Origin of the sequence: Oscillatoria nigro-viridis PCC 7112 (assembly GCF_000317475.1) — a bacterium.
In the GTDB taxonomy this organism is placed as follows: Bacteria; Cyanobacteriota; Cyanobacteriia; order Cyanobacteriales; family Microcoleaceae; genus Microcoleus; species Microcoleus nigroviridis.
On record NC_019729.1, the window covers coordinates 4,136,697 to 4,155,614 of the forward strand.

The 18,918-nt window shown below is 46.1% G+C and carries 22 protein-coding genes and 1 tRNA gene; 13 read left to right on the forward strand and 10 right to left on the reverse strand.

Translation table 11 applies throughout. The features are described from left to right. Positions 1-215 precede the first annotated feature (215 nt). Positions 216-1,619 (reverse strand): RNA-guided endonuclease InsQ/TnpB family protein, encoded by a 1,404-nt coding sequence (locus OSC7112_RS17435; RefSeq protein ID WP_015177144.1) that lies wholly within the window; start codon positions 1,617-1,619, stop codon positions 216-218. Positions 1,620-1,664: 45 nt separating this feature from the next. On the opposite strand from OSC7112_RS17435, the gene tnpA reads away from it, so the two are divergent. Then, positions 1,665-2,078, forward strand: coding sequence for an IS200/IS605 family transposase (gene tnpA, locus OSC7112_RS17440; protein WP_015175269.1), 414 nt, complete (start codon positions 1,665-1,667; stop codon positions 2,076-2,078). Positions 2,079-4,185: 2,107 nt separating this feature from the next. Beyond that, positions 4,186-5,820, forward strand: a complete 1,635-nt coding sequence (locus tag OSC7112_RS17450) for an MBL fold metallo-hydrolase (protein ID WP_051041599.1) — start codon at positions 4,186-4,188, stop codon at positions 5,818-5,820. Positions 5,821-6,142: 322 nt separating this feature from the next. Here the strand turns inward: OSC7112_RS17450 and OSC7112_RS17455 are convergent, their stop codons facing one another. Together OSC7112_RS17455 and OSC7112_RS39860 are read right to left on the reverse strand one after the other, a co-directional pair. After that, a complete protein-coding gene (locus OSC7112_RS17455) occupies positions 6,143-6,454 on the reverse strand; it encodes a DUF6679 family protein (RefSeq protein WP_015177146.1) in 312 nt (103 codons plus the stop codon). A 181-nt stretch (positions 6,455-6,635) separates the two neighbouring features. Further along, positions 6,636-6,845 (reverse strand): hypothetical protein, encoded by a 210-nt coding sequence (locus OSC7112_RS39860; RefSeq protein WP_190274225.1) that lies wholly within the window; start codon positions 6,843-6,845, stop codon positions 6,636-6,638. Between the two features lie 213 nt (positions 6,846-7,058). Here OSC7112_RS39860 and OSC7112_RS39865 point away from each other — a divergent pair, with 213 nt between their 5' ends. The 6 genes from OSC7112_RS39865 (at position 7,059) to OSC7112_RS17480 (ending at position 12,831) form a co-directional block, all read left to right on the forward strand. Next, a complete protein-coding gene (locus tag OSC7112_RS39865; RefSeq protein WP_158307982.1) occupies positions 7,059-7,214 on the forward strand; it encodes a hypothetical protein in 156 nt (51 codons plus the stop codon). Between the two features lie 12 nt (positions 7,215-7,226). Beyond that, positions 7,227-9,305, forward strand: coding sequence for a CapA family protein (locus OSC7112_RS17460; RefSeq protein ID WP_015177147.1), 2,079 nt, complete (start codon positions 7,227-7,229; stop codon positions 9,303-9,305). A gap of 134 nt (positions 9,306-9,439) precedes the next feature. Then, positions 9,440-10,309 carry an aldose epimerase family protein gene (locus tag OSC7112_RS17465; protein ID WP_445933952.1) on the forward strand — a complete coding sequence of 290 codons (870 nt, stop codon included), beginning with the start codon at positions 9,440-9,442 and terminating at the stop codon, positions 10,307-10,309. Between the two features lie 67 nt (positions 10,310-10,376). Then, positions 10,377-10,448, forward strand: a tRNA-Lys gene (locus OSC7112_RS17470). A gap of 193 nt (positions 10,449-10,641) precedes the next feature. Then, positions 10,642-11,721: a class II fructose-bisphosphate aldolase gene (gene fba, locus OSC7112_RS17475; protein WP_015177149.1), complete on the forward strand. Its 1,080-nt coding sequence runs from the start codon at positions 10,642-10,644 to the stop codon at positions 11,719-11,721. Between the two features lie 471 nt (positions 11,722-12,192). Further along, positions 12,193-12,831, forward strand: coding sequence for a type I restriction enzyme HsdR N-terminal domain-containing protein (locus OSC7112_RS17480; RefSeq protein ID WP_015177150.1), 639 nt, complete (start codon positions 12,193-12,195; stop codon positions 12,829-12,831). Position 12,832: 1 nt separating this feature from the next. Here the strand turns inward: OSC7112_RS17480 and OSC7112_RS17485 are convergent, their stop codons facing one another. The 3 genes from OSC7112_RS17485 to OSC7112_RS17490 all read right to left on the reverse strand — a co-directional run bounded on the left by OSC7112_RS17485 (position 12,833) and on the right by OSC7112_RS17490 (position 13,664). Next, positions 12,833-13,024: a DUF5615 family PIN-like protein gene (locus OSC7112_RS17485; protein ID WP_223300634.1), complete on the reverse strand. Its 192-nt coding sequence runs from the start codon at positions 13,022-13,024 to the stop codon at positions 12,833-12,835. Between the two features lie 121 nt (positions 13,025-13,145). Beyond that, entirely contained in the window at positions 13,146-13,319 is a 174-nt protein-coding gene (locus OSC7112_RS39870) for a DUF5615 family PIN-like protein (protein WP_190274226.1), read from the reverse strand. 3 nt (positions 13,320-13,322) lie between these two features. After that, positions 13,323-13,664, reverse strand: a complete 342-nt coding sequence (locus OSC7112_RS17490) for a DUF433 domain-containing protein (RefSeq protein WP_015177151.1) — start codon at positions 13,662-13,664, stop codon at positions 13,323-13,325. Here OSC7112_RS17490 and OSC7112_RS39875 point away from each other — a divergent pair. Next, entirely contained in the window at positions 13,663-13,830 is a 168-nt protein-coding gene (locus OSC7112_RS39875; RefSeq protein ID WP_190274227.1) for a hypothetical protein, read from the forward strand. The two genes, OSC7112_RS17490 and OSC7112_RS39875, sit on opposite strands and share 2 nt — an antisense overlap. Here OSC7112_RS39875 and OSC7112_RS17495 read toward each other — a convergent pair. Then, positions 13,789-15,165: a helix-turn-helix domain-containing protein gene (locus tag OSC7112_RS17495; protein ID WP_015177152.1), complete on the reverse strand. Its 1,377-nt coding sequence runs from the start codon at positions 15,163-15,165 to the stop codon at positions 13,789-13,791. The two genes, OSC7112_RS39875 and OSC7112_RS17495, sit on opposite strands and share 42 nt — an antisense overlap. A 205-nt stretch (positions 15,166-15,370) precedes the next feature. On the opposite strand from OSC7112_RS17495, the gene OSC7112_RS37115 reads away from it, so the two are divergent. Further along, on the forward strand, positions 15,371-15,952 hold the full coding sequence (locus tag OSC7112_RS37115) for a hypothetical protein (RefSeq protein ID WP_015177153.1): 582 nt from the start codon (positions 15,371-15,373) through the stop codon (positions 15,950-15,952). A 412-nt stretch (positions 15,953-16,364) separates the two neighbouring features. Beyond that, the gene (locus tag OSC7112_RS17505; protein WP_015177154.1) at positions 16,365-16,745 is read left to right on the forward strand and encodes a hypothetical protein; all 381 of its coding nucleotides are present in this window, start codon (positions 16,365-16,367) and stop codon (positions 16,743-16,745) included. A 245-nt stretch (positions 16,746-16,990) separates the two neighbouring features. On the opposite strand, the gene OSC7112_RS17510 is transcribed toward OSC7112_RS17505, so the two are convergent. Continuing rightward, complete coding sequence (locus OSC7112_RS17510) at positions 16,991-17,326, reverse strand: XisI protein (RefSeq protein WP_015177155.1); 336 nt, start codon at positions 17,324-17,326, stop codon at positions 16,991-16,993. Continuing rightward, entirely contained in the window at positions 17,314-17,730 is a 417-nt protein-coding gene (locus OSC7112_RS17515; RefSeq protein ID WP_015177156.1) for a XisH family protein, read from the reverse strand. The genes OSC7112_RS17510 and OSC7112_RS17515 overlap by 13 nt, the downstream gene beginning before the upstream one ends. Positions 17,731-18,000: 270 nt before the next feature. On the opposite strand from OSC7112_RS17515, the gene OSC7112_RS17520 reads away from it, so the two are divergent. Together OSC7112_RS17520 and OSC7112_RS17525 are read left to right on the forward strand one after the other, a co-directional pair. Then, positions 18,001-18,330 (forward strand): hypothetical protein, encoded by a 330-nt coding sequence (locus OSC7112_RS17520; RefSeq protein ID WP_015177157.1) that lies wholly within the window; start codon positions 18,001-18,003, stop codon positions 18,328-18,330. Positions 18,331-18,343: 13 nt separating this feature from the next. Then, entirely contained in the window at positions 18,344-18,604 is a 261-nt protein-coding gene (locus OSC7112_RS17525; RefSeq protein WP_015177158.1) for a hypothetical protein, read from the forward strand. Here OSC7112_RS17525 and OSC7112_RS41810 read toward each other — a convergent pair. Then, positions 18,601-18,729, reverse strand: a complete 129-nt coding sequence (locus OSC7112_RS41810; protein ID WP_263053528.1) for a hypothetical protein — start codon at positions 18,727-18,729, stop codon at positions 18,601-18,603. The two genes, OSC7112_RS17525 and OSC7112_RS41810, sit on opposite strands and share 4 nt — an antisense overlap. Between the last annotated feature and the right edge of the window lie 189 nt (positions 18,730-18,918).

Consider the following 18,918-nt stretch of genomic DNA (forward strand, 5'->3'; position numbering starts at 1 on the left):
GAATCAAACATAAAGCCTCATTTTGTTGTGGCTATTATTTATTTTAACTTTCGATCGCCCGCTGATGTCAAGTTTTTTCCTACAGAATATTTTTTATGGAAAACCTTCGCACCTCGATGCACGTTTCAATTGCAGGCGTTATTGGCCGTCGGGTTCCTCCTCAGTCTCCCCATGAATACCACATGTGACATACTCCCACATCAAACTGAGTACAGTTATGATGTGGGCTTCTTAGCAGCCCGATGAAGGGTGTGCAAGATTTCCTTTACGGTACTGTCATCCATAGTTCCCACCACAGAAAGATTCCCGCTACGGCGTTTTATACTTGGGAAAATGTCCAACCCAAGTCTCTTTAGATTTATCGCAGCATTAATATCGCGATCAACCATCAGAGAGTTTTGCTCATCCCAATAATTCCGTATCCCACAATCGGTAAAAATGATTTCATTCCGATAGCACAGAACCATTGAAGTATAAGCAGGTTTTTGCGAAACGACGACTGATCCAGCTTTTTCGGCTATGTATTCCAGCGTCTTGAAAAATTGACCGAACGCAGCATCCAACCAAGATTTATTCAATCCTGATTTTGCTGATTGACCGTTCGGAAGGTAATTACCCTCATCGTCTTGCTTAACTTTATTCCGCTTTGTTAAGCCCTTTAAGTTCAAATCTTCGTGAAAGAAAAACTTAGCTCCAGACTTGACAAGTTTGTGAGCCGTTTTGTAATGGAAGTCTTGGCGAGAACGCGCTATTTTTTGGTGTTGTCTCGCTTCTTTTTTGGCTAATTTTCGTCGAGATTTAGAGCCACGTTTTTGCTTATTCCGCTTCCTTGAAATGCGGTCTAACTTAGATTGGTTTTTACAAAGTGGTTTTAACGAAGGCAACTTTTCGCCCGATGATGATGCCAGGTAGACATCTTCATGCAGTACCGCATCCAACCCGATCGAGTTGTTCCAGTTTGGGGTAATTTTATCAGGAATAAACTGCGGTACTGAAGCGTCTTCAAGCATTATTTGGATGAACCAACCGTCAGCCTTCCTAGTTACGCTGATTTGCTTGACGCTAAACCCATCAGGGATTAGACGGTGCATCCGAACTTTTATGATGCCTAGCTTTGGCAGTCGGATATAAAGCCAATTCTTACGAACCAACTTAATCCAGTCGCTGTTAGCTGTAGAAAAAGTCATCGTCCGGTAGTCTGCCTCAGTCTTGAAGCGGGGTTTACCCGATCTTCCGCCCTTACTATCCCCTATGACAAACCGCTCGAAAGCTTTGTCTACTCGCTTAGAGACATCTTGCAGTACGGTTGAATCTACCTGCTTAAAATCCAAAAGTTCGCCACTATGAAAAACTTTTACTAGGTCTTTCTTAATGACGGGCAATTGTTGTTTTTGGGAGTAGTAGTTGGGCTTCGCACGGGGCGCAGAGATGCTAGCAATCAATGGACAAGCATTTATAGCAGTGCGGTTCATCTCCCACCAATCAAATCGATCACCTAACTGTCGATTATACCAATAGCGACAGATTCTCAGCCAATGGTTGAGGGTTAACTTTTGATTAGTGTCGGGATAGAACTGGTACTGGTAGGTCGCTTTCATTGCATCGTAGCCGATACGCATTAATTAGTGTTAATTTATCAGAGAATGTTGTTTGGTGTCAAGTCTATGAGTACAGATTTTATCCATAAAGCCAGAGGAGTTTCCGATCTCAAGTGTCATTTAGTGTTGACAACCAAGTATCGGCGGAAAGTTCTGACCGATCAAATGTTGTCTAGGCTTGAGGAAATTTTCAAGAACTTAATGGAAAAATGGGAAGGAAGATTGGTAGAATTTAATGGTGAGCGTGACCACGTACATTTGCTGCTTCAATATACACCGCAAACTGAACCAAGTAAGCTTATCAACAATCTTAAGACTGTATCTAGTCGCTATTTGCGGAAAGAGTTTGTAGATGAAGTTGAAAAAGTTTACTGGAAAGATGTTTTTTGGACAAATGGATATTTTATTGCTTCATGTGGTGGCGTGACGGTTGAGCAATTAAAGAAGTATATTGAGGGGCAAGATAGACCTGTAGAATAAGATTTGTTCGTCTCGTCATCCATCTGTCCACCGCTCAAAGCTGCGCCTTGAGATTGTGGACAGATGGAATCCTCGTCTCACGCGCCTTTCATCCCACACCAACCTTGATCGGTATGGTGTGGGGATTCCCGTCTGTCTAGCTAAAAACCAGATTTTTTGACAAAACCCGGTTTGTGCGATCGCTCCTCATTTCCGCTTTAATTGCGATCGGGTACTATGCTCTCAAACATATTAAACAATTAAACTTTCTTGCAATTGCAACTTCCGCAAGTATTAATTATACTATAACAATCCCCCGCCAGGTGTTAAAATAGATAATTATTTATTAATTTGTTAACCTAAAATAATAAATCAAGTATAAAAAAATTACTTGGTAGGTTTTTTAGCGGTCGTTTAATCTAAAATTTCATCCTCTACACAACAATTGATAAAATCAAGCATTGACCTACGTTAGCTAGACTTTACCTACTTATTTAACCACATAAATGAGTGATATATCCCTAGATATGCCACGTCAATTGAAGCAGTATTATCCATCCAATTAAAGATTTTACTAAAGGCTATAAATACCGAGATTCAGCAGGTTAAATAAGTCAGTTACGGCATCATTCGTTACGTTAATAAACTAAACTCTATAAACTACTGGTATCTCTAGGTTAAAATTGGCAGAACGACGAGGCTCAGTCAGTTAAGCTGTCGCGCATCTAAATTAGATTTTTAGGGCGGGCGGGACGCCCACCCCACAAGACTTTTAATAAAAATTACTATACAAATTAGATGCACGCCAGCTTATCTAGAATCTGTGCAAAGCTCAGCAGTCATTTGCTGACAGCAGTCAAAAAACAGGAATTTAGCACAACTCCAACGATACTATTAGAGAACTACGATGTGATGTCTGACTTAAAACCAAGCTATTACACTTTGTTTAAGCCGCCACGGGTTAGCTGAAAAAAGACTCAAAAACCCACCCCAAAGAAGACCCTGAAATGATAAAAAACCGAAGATTACAGACTGGTTGGAGACTTATCTACCTGAGATTATTTCTGGCAAGTTAGTGGGATTTGTACAGGATAAATATCCTCCCTTATCGGGGGATTGATGTGGCTATGTTTGGGGTAAAACAAAAAAACACATCGTTTTGTCCCGTAGTCAAAAAGCGGAGTAAACAAACCTAATTATGGGCCAGTCAGCCGATTTTAGATTTTAGTTTTGAGACTTCGGGGAGACTTTGGGCGAGCCGTCGAGTCTAGCTCAGTCGAGCCGCGCTCAGACTTTGGGCGAGCCGTCGAGTCGCCCTCAGTCGAACGATTTGAGATTTACTTCACAGATGAATCTGGAGCTTGAACACGAGTCTAAAACTTTGGGCTGCTGGCGATTCCTGTCGGAAACTTATATCCGTTTTTGGGCGGTGTCAAAAAGCCATTTAAGCTCTGTCCTCGATAGCCACAAGGTTTGCTGAGAAGAATGTATCAAACTTTTACAAAGAAACCGAGCAAACTCATAAAGTCTCTCTCTGCCCTGACAAAAGGAGTTAGCTAGCATGATGCGGTTCTCCGTTTTTCAGATTGGACTCTACACCGCCCTCACAACCCTAAAAATGAAGAATTGTAAAGTTTTATCAAGATGTTTGGGCATCTGAATTAAAATCTTCTCATAAAAAAGACTAGCTTTTAGCAGGCGCAAATTGTGGAAAAAGGTTTAAAACTCAGAATATGAGATCGAGTTCGCTGCTCTTACATGGTGCAATAAAATGTAACTTTTGATGCCAGAACCAGTAGCCTGAACTTTGTCGAAGGCAGAATGCCCGTCGGGCCAATGCCTTCGGAAAATCGCTTTCTTGGCGCTGCATCAAATCTTAAGTGCAATTACTTTCCTTGCACGAGAGCCGGAGCCTTCGAGCAAACATTTAACTCCGGGGCTTACGCACCAGAACTTTGATAAACTGGGTTTTTTTACCGGGAGCGAGGGCGGCAACAAAGTGTTTTCGTTCATCTTTCCCCGGTTTCTGCGTCCGAGACTGAACTCGATCGAATGAATGCAGTCGCAACCGATGTTTAAAAGTGGCGATAGTGCAAGTTGCGTGCAAAGCAGGGAGCTAACCGCAGTGATGGATCTCGATTGTTTACCTTACGGCGCAGGCCACGCACAGGAAGGGGTCTGTCTGCTAGTCCGAATGGGGCCGCACCGAATTTTACTCGACTGCGGTATAGAGGATATTGCACCGCTGTCAGCGACACTAAATCGATCGCTGCCAGCCGATTTTGTGGTGTGTACCCACGCCCACTCCGATCATGCCAGAGGTTTGCTAGCACTCCATCAATCTTTCCCCCACTTGCCAATTTACGCCAGCGAAGTGACAGCGCGACTGCTACCGCTCAACTGGCCAGAACTCCCTCAGCAGCCTGAGTCCCGGTTCTGTCAGGGACTGCCCTGGCAGTCGCCGCTCGAAGTGCGCCCTGGACTGAGCGTGCAGTTGTTCCCGTCGGGCCATTTGCCCGGAGCGGCGACTGTGCTGCTGACTTATGCCGCCCCGCACCGCACCTACACAGTGGTTTACACCGGCGACTTTTTCCTGTCCAATTCTCGTTTGGTGGAAGGTTTGCCCCTGGGAGAACTCAGGGGCATGAAGCCGGATGTGTTAATTTTGGAAGGCAGTTACGGCACGGCGCGCCACCCTCACCGCCGACAACTGGAAAATCAATTAGCCGATCGCATCCACCGCGCCATCGCCGACGGGTACTCGGTACTCCTGCCCGCGCCGGCCCTTGGTTTGGGCCAAGAAATGCTGATGCTGCTCCGCAGCCACCACTACTTTACTGGCCGCGACTTGGATATTTGGGTGGACGGCACTGTCGCCGACGGGTGCGACGCTTATCTGGAACTCTTACCCCAATTTCCCACCGCCGTCCAAAATTTTGCTCTGCACCAACCTTTGTTTTGGGACGAAAGAGTGAAACCCCGCGTCCGCCGGCTGTCTGCCGAACAGCGCCCCGGATTGGGAGCCACGCCCTGTATTGTAATTACAGACAAGTTAGCTGATTTGGCTTTGTATGTTGCCGATGGCACAAATCCTTGGATTTTGCTCGCGCCTCAAAAACCAGGATATCCCGTCAGCGACTGGCTGGGCAACAGCCCCGAATCTGGAATCAGAAGTGTCGAAACTTATCTGCTAGCCGAACACTGCGACGGGCCGGGGACTACCCAACTCATCCACAATTTGCGTCCCCAGCACGTAATTTTAGTCCACGGTTCCCCTGCATATTTAGCTGACTTGGCTAACTTGGACGAGCTGCGAAACCGCTACCAGTTGCACACTCCGGCGGCCGGAACACTGGTCGAATTGCCGATCGGGGAAATGTTTTTGCAGCCCGCTATCCCAGAAACTAACTATGAGGGAGAACTCAGCGAATTGGGGACAGAGGTAGCAATTAGCTTGCCGAGTCCGATTACAGCCGATCCTCGGTGGGTAAATTTTGCCGATACCGGCTTGGTAGAAGCGCGCTGGCAAGGCGAAGAACTGGTACTGCGCGGCATCTCCCAGCGGGAACTCCTTTTTCAAGGCAGCGCCGTTCAGGCAAACCTCGAATGCTGCGGCAATTGCCAGCACTACCGCAGCCAGCGCTGTTGGAACCAGTCGAGTGCTTTGTTTGGCTTTAAAGTAACCCCCGACGGTTTCTGTCCGGTGTTTAAAGCGATACCGGAGTCCGAACTTTTCCTAGATGGCGAAACAGACGGCGAATGAGCTCTCGGGCAGCTCGAAACCAGTCCGCAGGCAAAGAAAACAAAAGAACAGTCCTGGACGCACCCAGACAAAAAACCCGGTTTCAGCAGGGCTAGGGTGTCGCGGATTGAATTTTTAAACTACTGTGTACTTACGCTCTTGTGGGGTAGGCAGGATCTCCCGCCATCAAGCTTAAATTTAAAGGCAAAATAGCTGATGGGGTCACAACCCAGAATATGTTTGGCCTCAACCGGGTTTTTTGCATACTTTCTCCACAAAAAAGGGAGAAAAGTCGTTTTCTTTTCCCCCAAGTTTTCCTTGTGCCTCAAGCGCGAGGTCAAAACTATTCCAAATTCGAGTCCGGGTAGTGATTGCGAATTTGTTCGGCTTCGGGACAATCGTCAGAAACTAGGGGTTCGCAGTTAGTTCGGGATACCGAAGCCAACTTCTGGGACACAGATCCAATACTTTCGAGACGCACCATTTCTTCCCAGGAGCTGATTTCGTCTTCTTCGTCGGTTTCGTAGCGCAGCGTGACTAGATCCCCTTCAATATCTAGGATACGAGCGCGCTCTATCCAACGTTGCTGATCTCGAAGAAAAATAGAAACCTCACGACCATCACAACAGAGTTGATAGATTTTGCGCTGTAGCATTTGTCAGTTCTCCTGCGCAGTGTAACTTGCTTAAAATATGGCCTGTTTACCGTAACGTACTTTGGGTTTTACATCGGAAGGCACAGCCGTATGGACTGGCCAGTTTCACGTTTTCCGCAACTTTTGTACCGATGGGAGTTACCAAATTTAATTTTACCACCAAATCTATCGAGTACGCCATTTATCCAATTACAGGTTGTGCAGCCAGTGGCATCCCTCGTGAGAGGCATTTGCCAGCACAGATCGAAACATTAGGACTTGACGACGGCACGCGATTAACAGCGACAATAACAACAGACTCTGCCTCATAAATCTCGATCTCTTTTGCCTCAAGTCCCCCAGAAACTTTTCTGGTGGCGACGTTTGTTCGATCGCCCGCTAAGGCCGTCAAGGCTCAAGCTCAAAGCTCAAATCTCAAAGCCAAAGCTCTAAAGCGACACTCAAACAGCGACAATAAAAACAGGCTCTGCCTCATAAATCTCCCTCTTTTCTACCTCAACTCCCCCAGAAACCTTTTGTTTCGACTTTTGTTCTGACCCCGAGTACCCTCTGTGAACTCAACCTAACATCTCAAATCTCAAATCTCAAATCGAGCGAGCCGAGTGTGATAAAAATCACTGACAGCAGGCAGCCCCTAAATGTAGAAAATGGTGGCGGCCAACAACTAGCTTCAAAACGGGCAGCGGAACCTGTGGCGGTTAAGCTAAAAGAATTGCGGTTCCGTTCAAAACAAATTGGAGTCATCGCTCGTGCGTATTAAGGAGGCTAATTGATGGTGTACGCAGAAAATTGGTCGCAGCCGTCTATCTTGGAGCTAGCGCGATCGGGCAACTTTCAAGCCCTGAATTACTGGATTGACAGCTTGCTGCGCCCCGAAGGGATTTATGCCCGCGTCGAACAGGCTCAGGCCGGCTGCGTCCAAATCCTCGTAGAATTCCAGCGCGAATTTGCGCCAGATCCTGCATTAATCGGGAGCACTCTCCGGGAAGGCTTAGTCAAATTTATTTGCCACCAACTCTGGAGACTCAACTCGCCAGCAGTAGAAGGAGTGCGAATTCACGCGCGCTTGGCTGGGGATGCAGACATTCTCTGGAAACAGTCAGTGCGAATTGTCACTCCGGCAAACCGCCAGCGGCGGCGTTACCGTTCCCTACCGGTCGTCGATTGGGTTAAATTTAAAACGTATCGTTCTCTGCTGCTAGTGGGATCGGCACTTGCCTCATTTATTTTAGGGTGTTGGGTCAGCTACCACGAGGCTGTGGCCCTGCAGTTAGGCTCTCCAGCATCCGGCTACCAGCAAGCTGCTGTAATTTCGGGGCCGCCTCCAAAACGTGCGGATACGGTGCAAGCGGCCTTAGAAGTGGTACCAGTAGTACAGCAAAAGCAAGTTGCTAATCCTTACGACCCAACAGTAACGCTGATGTTCGGAGGAAATGTGAATCTATCGGATGCGCTCGGAGCATCTGCTGCCAACGATCACCAATGGGCTTTCGCCAATATGGACGAGTACCGGCAAGCAGATGTGGCGATGGTTAACCTAGAAAACTCCCTGACTCGCTCTACATTGGGCTCTGGCAAAAAACAATTAAATTTTAAAGCCGCTCCAGAATCGGTAAAAGTATTAACCGCCGGAGGAGTGGATATTGTCAATCTGGCAAACAGCCGCGCTATGGATTACGAGGAACCGGGGCTGGTGGAGACTATGAATACTCTAGATAATAGTGGGATTCAACACCTGGGAGCCGGCAGAGATATTAAAGAAGCGAGGCGTCCAGATATTATTGAAGTTAAGGGTCAGCGGATTGCCTACCTCGGTTATTACGATTCCGAGCTTAACGTCGCCGAGCAAGGGAAAGCGGGCACGAACCCCCGCCGCAACAATCGCGTGGCCGAGGATATTCGAGCTCTTAGGGGTCAGGTAGACTGGATTATTGTTAATTACCACTGGGGAGTCGAATTGGCAGATTATCCGGGGGACTGGCAGATTGATTTGGCTCGGTTCACGATCGACCAAGGAGCTGATTTGGTAGTGGGACACCATCCCCAGGTACTGCAAGGTGCAGAAATTTACAAGGGCCGCCCGATAGTTTACTCGCTGGGTAATTTTATATTCGGCCCGAATGCTCGCAGGGATTACGATACCGCAGTCCTGAAAGTATCGCTCAAAGACAGGAATATGAAGGTAGAGTTTCTGCCTGTGGAGGTGAAAAAGTTTCAGCCGAAGGTGGTGAAGGGAGCCGCAGGAGATCGCATCCTCAAACGCATCGAGCAAATTTCTAGTATTTTCGATCGACCGATGCGCTCTTCTGTAGTTCTCGATGCCCTAGTCCAGCCAGGAGCGGCATCAAAAACTCCAAATTCTCCATTGCCAGGAGCAGCAAAGAGCGGTACATCCCAGCCCGGGCGAGGTTCCGGGGCCAGCGACGGTGAAAGCAATCTGCAAGGCCCCGGACAACCCAAACCTACTTTGATTTTGCCGGCTTTGCCGGCTGCGCCCCAACAGCCGGACAACTCCTCATTTTTCCCGAACGGGACGGGGCCTGCAATTGAATCCAACCCACCTGGGAATCAAAATTTGCCGCCGCGCATCTACCCCACTCAACCTCAAAATCCCAGCCGGGAACCAGAGCCGTTTACAAAAGAGCCATTCATCAAAGAACCGTTTATTTCGCCCCCATCTCCCAGTCAAGGAGCAGTGCCGAGTCCCCAAAGCTATCTTCCCCCCACTCGGGCTGTATCTTTTGAAGTCGCACTCAAAAAGCAGCCGGCCTCCGCGATCGTTCCAGCTACCAGCAGCAACCGCTCCAAGCACCGGATCGCCCTGCCTCCTATAGCTGGGAGGATTGGTTAGCCGATGGGGGCAGGAGCGAGGATGCAGGGGGAGGATAGGGGCGGTAATGGGTGAACATCAAGATACTAGCGACCAATGATTAACGATCGATTTACTGACAACCAATGATCAATGACCTACTACCGATGACAAATGTGTTTGCGATCGCGCTCAAGCAAAAGCAGTACAAAACCTATATCCTCTCCGACGAAACCGCTAACTCTACTCTAGAAGTTGTGCCGGAACGGGGCGGTATTGCCACTAGCTGGCTGGTTGAAGGCAAAGAAATCTTCTACTTGGACGCGGAACGGTTCGCCAATCCCGCTCTAACTGTACGCGGCGGGATTCCCATCCTGTTTCCCATCTGCAGCAATCTCCCGGAGAATACTTACACCCACAAGGGAGTGGAGCGTAAGCTCAAACAGCACGGCTTTGCTCGAGACTTGCCTTGGACAATAGGCGAACAAGTTACGGAGGGTTGCGCCGCTCTGACGCTGATTCTCGACAGCAGCGACAAGACGCTGGCTGTTTATCCCTTTGATTTCCAACTAGCCTTCACTTATCAGATTAAAGGCAATTCTTTGGAAATTTTTCAGCGATACACCAATCTGTCTGCCGAACCGATGCCGTTTTCTAGTGGTTTGCACCCCTATTTTTTGGCGACGGACAAATCTAAGCTCCGCTTTGAGATTCCGGGGATGCAGTACAGAGATCAGAACACCCATGAAAAGGGTTACTTCACTGGGGTTTTTGACCCGACGCTGGATGAAATTGATGTTTCCTTTGACGAGCTCACCGGTCTGGCTGCTACTGTCACTGACGCGGCGAGCGGCTTGCGGCTCACCCTCAGTTACAACTCCAGCTATGGGAAGTTGGTTTTCTGGATGGTGAAGGGCAAGGATTTTTACTGTTTGGAACCTTGGACTGCTCCTAGAAATGCCCTCAACACTGGCGAACACTTGATTTATTTGCAGCCGGGAGCGACTTGCGAGATGCTGGTTCGCATGACTGCAAATTTTATTTAAAAAACACTTGCTATTTCAAATGAGGGGTGCTACTATTTGAAATTGTGTGCGGTAACAATGTTTTCGCGGGTCGCTAGCTCAGCGGTAGAGCATTCGGCTTTTAACCGATTGGTCTCGGGTTCAAATCCCGGGCGACCCATAAAAAATTTGTGAGTTAAAAATTTTGAGTTTTGAGTGGAATGCTCGGAACTCAAAATTTTGTTTTTTGAACTTTTAAGTAAATCTGGAAAGATAGTGCGCGATCGGTGGCAAATTGTCTTAATATTATCGTAAGAATTAAGCTTGTCCAAAATTCACTGCCCAAAAATCACAAATAATTAGGAGGAATATCTATGGCGCTTGTACCTATGCGATTGCTGCTCGACCACGCGGCTGAAAATGGTTACGGCCTACCGGCTTACAACGTCAACAACATGGAGCAAATCCAAGCGATCATGCGCGCTGCTGACGAAACCAACAGCCCTGTGATTCTGCAAGCTTCTCGCGGCGCTCGCTCCTACGCTGGCGAAAATTTCCTGCGCCACTTGATTTTGGCAGCAGTTGAAACCTATCCTCACATTCCCATTTCCATGCACCAAGACCACGGCAATGCCCCCGGCACTTGCTATTCTGCCATGCGCCAAGGTTTCACCAGCGTGATGATGGACGGTTCTCTGGAAGCGGATGCTAAGACTCCCGCCAGCTACGAGTACAACGTTGAAGTTACTCGCGAAGTGGTGAAAGTGGCTCATTCGATCGGCGTTAGCGTTGAAGGCGAACTGGGTTGCTTGGGTTCTCTGGAAACAGGGATGGGCGAAGCAGAAGACGGCCACGGCTTTGAAGGTGCGCTTTCTCACGATCAGTTGCTGACAGATCCCGAACAAGCTGTGGATTTCGTCGAGCAAACCGGCGTTGATGCTCTAGCAGTCGCGATCGGCACTTCTCACGGCGCTTACAAGTTCACTCGCAAGCCGACTGGCGAAATTTTGGCAATCAGCCGCATTGAAGAAATTCACCGCCGCTTGCCGAATACTCACTTGGTAATGCACGGTTCTTCTTCTGTGCCCCAAGAATTGCTGGAAATCATCAACAGCAACGGCGGCAAAATCCGCGAAACCTACGGCGTACCTGTGGAAGAAATCCAAAAGGGCATCAAGTGCGGCGTTCGCAAGATCAATATCGATACTGACAACCGTTTGGCGATTACCGCTGCGGTGCGCGAAGCTTTGTTTGCGAAGCCCGATGAGTTTGATCCCCGCCACTTCTTGAAGCCGTCGATCAAGTATATGCAGAAGGTTTGTAGCGATCGTTACAACTCTTTTGGTTGCGCCGGTAACGGTACAAAGATCAAGCAAGTATCTTTGGACGATTTTGCAGCTAAGTATGCTAAGGGCGAATTGAGCTCTTCTGCTAAGAAGACTGTAGCTGTTTAAGAATTTTAGGTTTTAGATTTTAGATTTGTCTGAAGTCTAAAGTTTGGATTGCCGGGTAGCTTTGAAGTTGCCCGGTTTTTGTTTGTGGAGAGTAGCTAAATTTAATACAAATTAGCTCAGATTTTAGTTTTTTATTTTAAACGGAACTTACCCCCTGCGGAGGGAGTTCCGAGGGCTGTATTCTTTTCCCCATCTCGGTTTTAGCCAATTGACCGCTCTCAAACCGTAGTCATGTATTTAAGATTTTCTTAATATTGAGGGCGAAAGTATTATTCTATCATGAATTTAAGCAAAAACCCCGCCACATAAGGGTTAGAGAAAATTGTAGTCATGTAAAAGATTTTCCCCCTCCGGGAAAGTCTTACCCTGTAATGGTTTCAGACCAAACTTCCCCCGTGTATGGGGGAAGTTCCGTTTAAAATGAAGCTAAAGTCAGTTGGCAATTCAACGGCTTGAATCAAAGGTGAACCAATGGCAAAGGTTATTGCAGTTACAGATGCTATTAAAAGCCTTGCTGAGGCTGAATCAAGGTTGAATTTGAGCCTGACTGAGGATGAGGCTTTTTTTACTGAGTGGCAAGTTGAATTGCCAAGTCCGAGCGATTCTGAACAGACTGCTTTGGATACGCTACGACGCAGATTGCTATATCATAGATCCGATGGAGAATTGTTAGAAGGGGCAGTGACTTTGCTGGTGGCATCACCTTTGTTAGAACTGGCGGGATTCTACGATCCACCGTTTAGAATGAAGGCTGAAGCTGCGATCGAAATTGCGATCGATGATGGAGAAGAAACGCTGCGCGGACGCATTGATATCTTGATTTTGCAGAATCAGCTTTGGGTGATGGTTTTGGAGTGTAAGAAGACTACGATTTCGGTGCGATCGGCATTACCCCAAGCATTAGCGTACATGATGGCAAATCCTGATTTGGATAAACCGAGGTTTGGGATGTTGACGAATGGCGATGATGTGTTGTTTGTGAAACTTATGGCTCAACCAGCGCCAGAATACGGGTTATCGCGGGCATTTTCGATCTATACTGTGCGTAGTGAATTGCGATCGGCTTTTCAAGTCTTGAAGCATTTAGGGCAAGGTATTGCTGCCGTCTAAGTTAAGGTGAAGGGCGCACAACACGAATTAGTTTACCTTGCAAAGATTCTTCTGCTGTAATAGCCGCGTTGATTCGGTTAGCGAGCGCTTCCCAATTGCGATCGTTAGTACAGGCGATAATGCCAGCATGAAGGGGCTGTATGCGGTGCAGCCGAAAGAAATCTTTACGGTTTTCGGTAATGACCGAAAGCATCCAGGATACAAGCCCCCGGATTCATCCGTCCAGAAATAAAAAACCTGTATCCGATGAAACTTGCCCCCCAAATTTATCTCGCGCAAGTCAATGCTTAAATCTAAAATCTAAAATCTCAAATCTAAAATCGATTGACGGCACGTTTTTCGCTAGTAGCAAAAGCTAAAACATCCGGGTCAGGAATTTTCTGATTCGCTCTGCCTGCTTCTTGAACAGTCAAAACATCGTGTCCTAAAGCTCTCAGTAATTCTACAACAGGATAGGGGTATTGCTCATCGGCATAGAGACGTGCCATCTGCTACAAATCCTCGTCCATCACTTCATTGTTTTCCCGAATTTCTGTTTCAATTTCATCGGGAAAGGCTTCAGCATAAGCCCAAGCGTTAGCAATATCAGTAGCAGAGAGTAATCGATAGCTTGTGAGTAACTCGGCTTCGCTATAGCCAATGCGACGAGCTTCTACAAGTCCCCAAACGGTGATGCGAGTTCCAGCAATGCAAGCACTCCCACCACAAACATCAGGCGTTTTTTCAATACCGCGCCAAGGAGTGATTTTACCTTGAGATAGGAGTTGAACGACTTGAGCTTTTTCGTCGTCAGAGAGTGCCAGCAGTTGAGGCTCTAATTCTTTTAGCGTCATGGCAAACAATGGAATTGCGACTACCGATCATTCTATCGAACCGATCGCCCCATTTACCCGATCGCCCATTGCCACTTCTAGTAATTTGGGTGAAGGGCGAGAATGCAAGCAATGGTTGTATCAATTACACCGCAGAGGCGATCGCATATTGCCTCAGTACAGGTGAAATCGTGTAAAAATTTGCTTGTTGTTCAATCAAGCAGCGCCGCGATAGAGATTGCAGCGCATTTAGCAAATCTGAAGCCGGAATTATATCATTTTCTAGCAATTTTGCCCGATCGATCGGCTGGCTTTCTTTCGCTAACAAGTAGATTACTTGTTTTTCTAGTTCGGATAGGCGATCGAACTGCTGCTGTAAAATATCTTTCAAATCTTCCGGCAACAATATGGTATCATTTGGTAATAACTCTGTCACGCCTCCTCCCAAGTCTTGAATCAGATTCGCCACGCTTTTTAACCATAGGGGGTTGCCTTGGTAGCGATGAATGAGTGCTTCACTGTTGTCACTTGCTTCTAACCCGCAATCTCTCAGTATTTCCCGTCCGGCGGCGATGTCTAAACCTTTGAGTTGTAAGGTACGAATAGAAGTATTTTGGCTTTTAGCTTGAGTCACTTCTCTCGGTTGTTCCCAACCGATTAACATCAAGCAGCTTTGATGGGATAATTTTTCTATTTGTTTGAATAAAGAGCGATATTCTTCGGATTCTGGTTTATATTTTCCTGCCAATTCGCCGCTACAGAAAAGGTTGTGAACGTCATCTAAGACGATTAAACAGCGATGATTTTGTAAATACTTAATCAGCGGTAATGGTTTCTGGTTGGTTGAGGATGAATCTTGTTTTTCGGAATGGGAAAAAAGCTGTATTAGGTTAGATTGAAATTTTTCTATGGTGGGGAATTCGTCTAGTGTGTACCAAACTGCGTACTCAAACTTGTCTTTAATTTGTTGTACGAGTTGTACTGCTAGGGTGGTTTTGCCGATACCGCTGATGCCGGTGAGGGTTATTAGGCGGCTGTGTTGTTGTATAATCCAGGTGGTGAGGGTTTGGAGTTCGAGGGGGCGATCGAAGAAATCACCCAACTCTGGCATTTCGCTTAAATCTTGATGTAGAGTTTTAGTTGGTTTGGAGTTAGATTTTTCGTCATTATGTGAGTTTGGGATATTTGGCGGGTATCTACCTTCTCCACAGGTGTTAAAACTACCCTTCACTACAACGTCTTGTGCAAAGTTTAAAATATTAGAGTTGTGCAACCTCTCCATTGTGGATCGAAAATTTGTTTTATTAACATCTTCTCCCAACCCTTCTGAAAGTATCTGCCATAATTCCGATCCAATTTCCCTGAGGCGACTTTCAGAACAGTCAAAGTCTTTCGCTATTTCTTTGTATGTCTCGCGTTGTAGAGTTCCCCGCAATACCGCGTCTTGTAAATCGTCAAGGTGCTGACCTGTTTTCTCGAAAACTATGCGATCGGCGACATTTAACATTTCTTTAAGATTCATCTGGCAGGGAGATGCGAGAGTTTTGTGTATTGTAGCTCACAACTGCCAACATTTTCGTACATTTTCGTACATTGTTGTACAAACTTAGATTAAAGTTAAAGTAAAAGCGAGGGAGAATTGGCTGCAAAATAGAACATTTTTGGGCTAGACAAACCTTGAATTTATTAAGGATAATGGAACAAGTATTAAAAGGATTAATTGATTTATGAATTGGGAAGATTTTGCCAGGAAAGCAGGTGAAGAAGTTGTAGAAAATGTTGTAGAAAAAACTACGGGCATTGATGGAAATACAGTCAAAACAGTCAAAGCGGTTGCAGAAACTGGTGCTGCGGTAGGTGCGGCTACCAGTGCTGCTACAGGGTTGACTGTTGCAGCAACTTCAGGAGCAGGAATTACTTCGGGTCTAGCTGCGGCAGGTGGTGTGGTTGGTGGTGGTATGGCGGCGGCTCCTGCGGTATTAGCAGCAGGCCCTGCTTATCTGGGGGCAAAAATAATGAATGAAACTTTGTTCAAAGAGCAATCGAACTTGTCTGAGGAAGAGAATGATGCTCGTGCAGCGGCAAGAACAGCTACAAACATTGGGGCTGCTGCTGGTCTAGTTGGTGCTGGTGCTGTAACGGTAGCTGGCGGTGCCTCTGGTGCTGCAATTATGGGCACCCTTGCTGGTATCGGTGGCGTTGTCGGGGGAGGTGCAATTGCTGGTACTGCCATAGTTGCTGCTGCACCTGTTGCTGCGGCGGCGGCTGTTGGATACGGAATATATAAACTGTTTGGAGGTAAAGGGTAAAGATAGTTATCCCTCTTCTGTCACTCTAGGCAGAAGAGGGATAGTTAAGTTTGAATTGGTAGGTTGGGTTTCCTGTTGCAACCCAACCTTCATCAGCGTTTAGTCTGGCTTTAGTATTTCCTCGCACCTCGCAGCAAATATCAGAAAACTGCGAGCGATTGAAAAGATAAGCTTGGCTATCTATATGCAGCAAATATTGCAGCGTTGGGTTATAGGTTCTGTTTCGTAGCTTTGGAGTATACGGATGTTTGGTTGGCTATCTGAACTATTTAATTGGTTTTTCAGACTATGGAATCGGTTGGATGATAAAACGAAAGGTAAAATTATAGAGGAAGTTGTCAAGTCATTTGAAAAGCTGCTTCGTTCTTTTTATGGTTCGTGGAAAAATCGGCATACCAAGTGAGAATAAGTGATGAGTAATTTTAAGGAACTTATGGATGAGATTGAGCAATCACCTACTCAATCAGTGATGAGTAATTTTAAGCAATTTATGGATGATATTAAGCAATCACCTACTCAATCACTGCCAGAATCTGATTTAACTCTTCCATCCCTTCAAATGGATTTAACAGCAGGAACTTTCCTTATGTTGACGCCCTTATCATTTTCAAATAATGAAAAGGAAAAATTCTCAGAAGAGGTGTCGAGCTTAATTCAGAATGAATCTTTTTTATCTGACTTTAGCAATCAAATTGGTGAACCTTTGCAGCAGGAATCTGAAGATGACTTCGTGAAACGCGCTAGCAATAGGTTAAGAGAGATGCTTTATGAGAGATTTGGCATCAAAGGTTGAATGGATATAATGTTCAGGCCTGTCGAAGTAGTCGCAGCATAACTTAGTGCGATCGCAGCTCTTGTAGGTTGAGTTGAAGCTTGTGTTCACCTACCTCTTTTTCCAGTTACAATCTTATCCCTTTGCAGCATTTCAAAGTGTGCTGATTGCACGGATACCGATCGCCTCACCAATCATAAAAAGCGATCGCCCCATAACACATAAAGAGCGATCGATGTCTGCCACCAAAAGCATCAACGTTAGTTTTAACCCACTGCAAATTCTGTGAACTGACGCATATAAGGTGGATGAAACCCAACCACAATGTCCGACTTCGGCACACCTATATTAACCAGTTCTTGCCCTAAATCGATTTCAGTTCCATTCTGCTGAATCCAGATTTTGCCATCCTTAATATCGAGATGTATAGCACAGCCGTAAACTCGCTGTTTGTTATCCCAACCCACTCGAACAACTTGATAATGATTGTGTTCCGTGTCAAAAACAACTTGCACATCTACTTCTCCATAAGAAGGCTTGTAGGCAGCATATTTCGTGAGAATTTGTTTGATACAATCCCGATATTTTTCTATTTTTTCCATAAAGCTATCACCTCTTCTTCTACGTCATAGACCAATAATTTTAACTGGTAATCTTCCACGACAGCGGTTGTAAATTCACGCTTGAAAAAATCGTTATATGCCGTCAAAGGAATTGCCAAAAATAGCTGACGTTGGGGGTCTTTAAACTTGAGTGCTGTACGGTAGTTGATAAATTGTCCAACCGCTAAATGAAAATCTGTTATGGCTGAAGTATTCAAAAAGCTCTTGATTTCTACAGCAATTTTCTCCCCCTGCCGTTCGGCTGCCAGCAGGCGTTCCGCCCCCAGATCGATTAACATATCAACTCCACCCACACTGATGGAAAGTGGGTCATCTGTAATCTGCCAACCCTCCTTTTCCAAGGCAATCTTCACAACATCATGAAATTTATCCTTTGCTGACATAAAGCCCTGATGACAAACAATTACAATTATACTGGCATTAATTGAGATGTGTGAGTGCAATTCAGGTTGTTGACTTACCAAATCAAACCTCGCGTGGGAGATCGCTATCGTAAGGCTTGTCAAAGGTAGTGCGAGTCCCTTCACAGCAAATACTAAACAGTGCGATGCTTGTACGGATAGCGATGCTTGAGTTCAACAAAATATCGATCGCCTATCGAGAAATATTTCTGCTAAAGTATAGCGCGTACTTGAATCAAACAGCCTACACTGGTGGAAAGAATTCCAAACGAGGCCTTAGTAGTTCGTGGCGGTCGCAATCGCCCAGAAGATATTAAACGCAGTACGGCAACTCACCCCAGCGGCATCACGGGGATTTCTGTAGAATGTGGAGTAGGATTATCTGTAGCAGAGTTAGCAGTGACAATCCCTCACGGACAAGTTGGTGTGACGACAGTGGGTGAAGTTCGATCGTCCGATGGAGATGTCATCCGTACTTCTGGCCGAAGCCCAAATCATGCAACATTAACTGGCTTAACACCAGAACAAGCAAGTCTGCTGCTTACACCAACGATTCCTAATCCATCACAACAGTCATCCTGAGTAAACTAAAAATATGCAATATCCCAGAATCTTTGCAGACTTTCATAATGCGGATGAACAAGGTCGCCTTCGCCTAAATTGCGTTGGTACGATTGAAGATTTGAGTCGCCAAAATATTAAGTTGGAAGGTGGTCAATTGCTAGCATTGTATGACGAAGAATTAGAAGTCGATGGCGTAGTGCAATATTCAGAAGAGGAAAGTCTTTGGGTTGCAGTAATTGATTGGAAGCAAATTAGGCAAGTACAGGATATGCTGGTTCAAGCAACAGTCTAGTGCGATCGCACATAATCATCATCCCTAATTTGCGATCGACCTCCGGCATCAATTCTCCACAAAGCATCCGGCTGAAATTCGTTATCTGCGTCCAAGCGCACAGTAGCATTCTCGACCAATTCCACCCCAGCCAACCTCTAATTTGATTGTGTGGTTCGCCGTGACTTCTGCATCTTACCGATGATGCTACATAAAATATTTTTTCACTCTATTCAGTTAGCGATAAAAATTTAAGCAAACATAGCATCGGCGGGGCGAGTTTTGCCGCACTAAACTCGCTCCTAATATCAAATTCTAACTAAATCCGCCCCTTA